The sequence below is a fragment of the Methylobacterium ajmalii genome, from assembly GCF_016613415.1.
Lineage (GTDB): Bacteria > Pseudomonadota > Alphaproteobacteria > Rhizobiales > Beijerinckiaceae > Methylobacterium > Methylobacterium ajmalii.
In genome coordinates, this window is record NZ_JACWCT010000182.1 from 1 (window position 1) to 3,728 (window position 3,728).

Consider the following 3,728-nt stretch of genomic DNA (forward strand, 5'->3'; position numbering starts at 1 on the left):
CGGCGGCCGCGACGGCGCCCGCCGCCCCCACCCCCGACGCCGACCAGGCCGCGGCGCGCAACCCCCCGGACAAATGACGCGCCCGCGCCAGGCCCACCGCCGCACCCTCGCCCACCGTGACCGGGAGGTCCCTCGTTCCGAGATGCGACCGGACCCCCGCCAGGACCCGAGGCAGGATGCGTCGCGCCAGGACCCGCTCCGGGCCGGCGCGGCGGTCCGGCGCGGCGAGAAGCCGGCGCCCTCGCCGACCAGCAGCCGCGGCCTCGACGCCTTCACGTTCTTCGTCGCCAACCTGCAGACGGGCTTCGGCCCGTTCGTGGCGGTCTACTTCACGTCCCAGAGCTGGACCCAGTCCGACATCGGGCTGGTTCTCACCATCGGCGGGCTGTTCAGCCTGTTCGGGCAGGTGCCCGGCGGCGCCTTCGTCGACTGGGTGCGCTCCAAGCGCTTCGTCGCCGCCCTCTCGGTGGCGATCATCGGCGCCTCCGCGGCTGGGCTGGCGCTGTTTCCGACCTTCCTGATCGTCGCGCTCTCGATGGCGGCGCACTCGATCGCGAGCTGCACGCTCACCCCGGCCATCGCCGCGATCAGCCTCGGCCTCGTCGGCCATGCCGGCCTGGGCGAGCGGCTCGGGCGCAATGCCCGCTTCTCCTCGATCGGCAACGCGCTCGCCGCCGCCGGCATGGGCGCCTGCGGCTACTACCTGTCGAGCGAGGCGGTGTTCTACGTCACGGCGGCGCTCGCCATCCCGACGCTCGCGGCCCTGTGGTTCGTCCGCGCCAGCGAGATCGACATGGTGCGGCCGCAGGCGCCCGAGGGCGGCCCGGCGCCGGGCGGCTGGGCGAGCCTCAAGCTGCTGCTCACCAACCGGGCGCTGCTGTGCTTTGCCGCCTGCATCACCCTGTTCTTCGTCGCCAACGCGGCGATGCTGCCGCTGGTGGGCAGCGTGCTCACGGTGCGGGCGAGCCACACCGCCACCATCCTGATCGCCGCCTGCATCATGGCGCCGCAGGTGGTGATGGCGCTGATCGCCCCGGCGGTCGGCCGGGCCGCCCAGGCCTATGGCCGGCGCCCGCTCCTCATCCTGGGCTTTGCCGCGCTGCCGATCCGCGGCCTCCTGTTCGCCTACACGGATGCGCCCGAATTGCTGGTGGCGGTGCAGGTCTTCGACGGGATCTCGGCGGCGGTGCTCGGCGTGATGGTGCCCCTGATCGTCGCCGACTGCACCCGCGGCACCGGCCGCTTCAACATGGCGCTCGGCGCCGTCGGCACCGCCATGGGGCTGGGGGCGGCGGCCAGCACCACCCTGTCGGGCTACATGGCCGATCATTTCGGCTCGCACGCCGCCTTCGTGGGCCTCGCCGGGGTGGCGTGCGTCGCGCTCGTCCTCGTGGTGGCGATCATGCCCGAGACCCGCCGCGCAGCGGCGGCGCCGGGCACCCAGGATTGAACGAGGGGACGGGCGCGCGGTGGGTGCGGTGCAGCGCCCGCTCAACTCCCGTTCAGGAACGACGGAGTACGACGGCGCGGCACCGTTTGCCTGCAACACACTCTTTGCCTGCAACACATGGCGACGCTTGCGCGTTGCGAGAAGCGGGTGGGGCTTGCGATAGGAGCGGGACGAGGGTGCGGCGGGGTTCTTGCATCCCGTTCCTCTCCCGACCGTGGGCCGCACGCGTGCGAAGAACCGGGATCGATCGCCACGATGGATGACCTCTGCGCGTACGCCAACCGGCCCTGGGCCTTCGTGGCCCGCTACCTGCGGCGCCGCATCGTGCCCCACGCGGCCATCCTGGTCGCGGTGCTCGGCGCCGTGGCCTGCTCGGTGAGCACCCAGTACGGCCTGAAGGGCGTCGTCGACGCCCTCGGCAAGGGACCCGAGAACAACCATCTGATCTGGCCGGCCCTGACCGTGCTGATCTGCTTCATCGCCGCCGACAACATGCTGTGGCGGGTGGCGAGCCTGATCGCCAGCTTCACCTTCGTGAAGGTGACGGGTGACGTCCGCCGCGACCTGTTCCAGCACCTGACCGGCCACTCGCCGTCCTACTTCGCAGACCGGCAGCCCGGCACTCTCGCCAGCCGCATCACGGCGACCTCGAACGCGATCTTCACCGCCGAGAACATGTTCGTCTGGAACGTGATGCCGCCCTGCGCGGCGGCGTTCGGCGCGATCCTTTACGTCGGCAGCGTGAGCGTCCCGATGGCGCTCGGCCTACTGGTGATCTGCGGCGGCGTGGTGGTGCTGATGTTCCGCATCGCCGCCGCCGGCAAGCCGCTGCACCACGACTTCGCCGAGAAGGCGGCCTCCGTCGACGGCGAGATGGTCGACCTCGTCAGCAACATGCCGCTGGTGCGGGCCTTCTCGGCCTACAAGCGCGAGTTCGCTCGCTTCGACCAGACCATCGGCACCGAGATGAAGGCGCGCCGCCGCTCGCTGCTCTACCTCGAGCGCCTGCGGATCATGCACGCCCTCATCACCGTCGCGGCGGTGCTCGGGCTGCTCTACTGGGCGATCCAGATGTGGCAGGCGGGCAGCGCCACCGCCGGCCAGGTCGTGCTGGTCTGCACGCTCGGCATCACCATCCTGGCGGCGACCCGCGACCTCGCGGTCGCCCTCGTCGACGTCACCCAGCACACCGCCCGCCTGTCCGAGGCCCTGCGCACCCTGCTGCAGCCGCACGACCTGCGCGATCACCCGGAGGCCAAGCCCCTCGTCGGCGAGGGTGCGCGCATCACCTTCGACAAGGTTGCGTTCAACTACCCCGACGGCCGCGAGGTGTTCTCGGCCTTCGACCTCGACATCCAGCCCGGCCAGCGCGTCGGCCTCGTCGGCCGCTCGGGTGGCGGCAAGTCGACCCTGTTCACCCTGCTCCAGCGGTTCTACGACCCGCAGAACGGCCGCATCCTGATCGACGGCCAGGATATCGGCCGGGTGACGCAGGAGAGCTTGCGCGAGGCGATCACGGTCGTGCCGCAGGACATCTCGCTGTTCCATCGCTCGCTGCGCGAAAATATCCGCTACGGCCGGCCGGAGGCCACCGACGAGGAGGTGTGGGCCGCGGCCGAAGCCGCCCGCTGCACCGACTTCATCAACGACCTGCCGGGCGGCTTCGACACGATCGTGGGCGACCGCGGCGTCAAGCTCTCGGGCGGCCAGCGCCAGCGCATCGCGGTGGCCCGGGCCATCCTGAAGAACTCGCCGATCCTGCTCCTCGACGAGGCGACCTCGGCGCTGGACACCGAGTCGGAGGAGGCGATCCGCGAGGCGCTCGGCAACCTGATGAAGGGCCGCACCACCATCGCCATCGCCCACCGGCTCTCGACCCTGAAGGACTTCGACCGGATCGTCGTGCTCGACGGCGGCCAGGTGATCCAGGACGGCTCCCCCGACCGCCTCGTCCACCTCGACGGATTCTATCGCGACCTGATCCAGCGCGAGACGATCAAGCTGTCGCGCGAAGCGGCCTGACACCCGCGGGGCCGGCGCTCGTCCGGTCCCGCTTGCGACGGACATGAGCGTGGCATCCTCCTCCCGGTCGAGAGGCGGGTGCCACGCTTTTTTGTTGCGGTCGCGTAATCGGCCCCCATGGCGGAACGAACGCAAGCAACGGAGTCGGGTAAGCGCTCGGTGAAGGCCGCCTTGTGGCTGTAGTGCTTTGCTCTGGATACAGGTGCTGGCGCCAGATGGCGCTGTATCGGCCCTGTGTCTGGACCTATGACCAACT

The 3,728-nt window shown here is 70.7% G+C and carries 2 protein-coding genes; both read left to right on the top strand.

Translation table 11 applies throughout. The annotated features are described in order from the left end of the window. Positions 1-73: 73 nt before the first annotated feature. Positions 74-1,450 (top strand): MFS transporter, encoded by a 1,377-nt coding sequence (locus HPY23_RS31295; RefSeq protein WP_091881252.1) that lies wholly within the window; start codon positions 74-76, stop codon positions 1,448-1,450. Between the two features lie 255 nt (positions 1,451-1,705). Beyond that, positions 1,706-3,472, top strand: coding sequence for an ABC transporter ATP-binding protein (locus HPY23_RS31300; RefSeq protein WP_060847235.1), 1,767 nt, complete (start codon positions 1,706-1,708; stop codon positions 3,470-3,472). Positions 3,473-3,728 lie beyond the last annotated feature (256 nt).

Coding starts and splice junctions, on each gene's coding strand:
- HPY23_RS31295 (WP_091881252.1), top strand. CDS start 74: ATGACGCGCCCGCGCCAGGCCCACCGCCGCACCCTCGCCCACCGTGAC.
- HPY23_RS31300 (WP_060847235.1), top strand. CDS start 1,706: ATGGATGACCTCTGCGCGTACGCCAACCGGCCCTGGGCCTTCGTGGCC.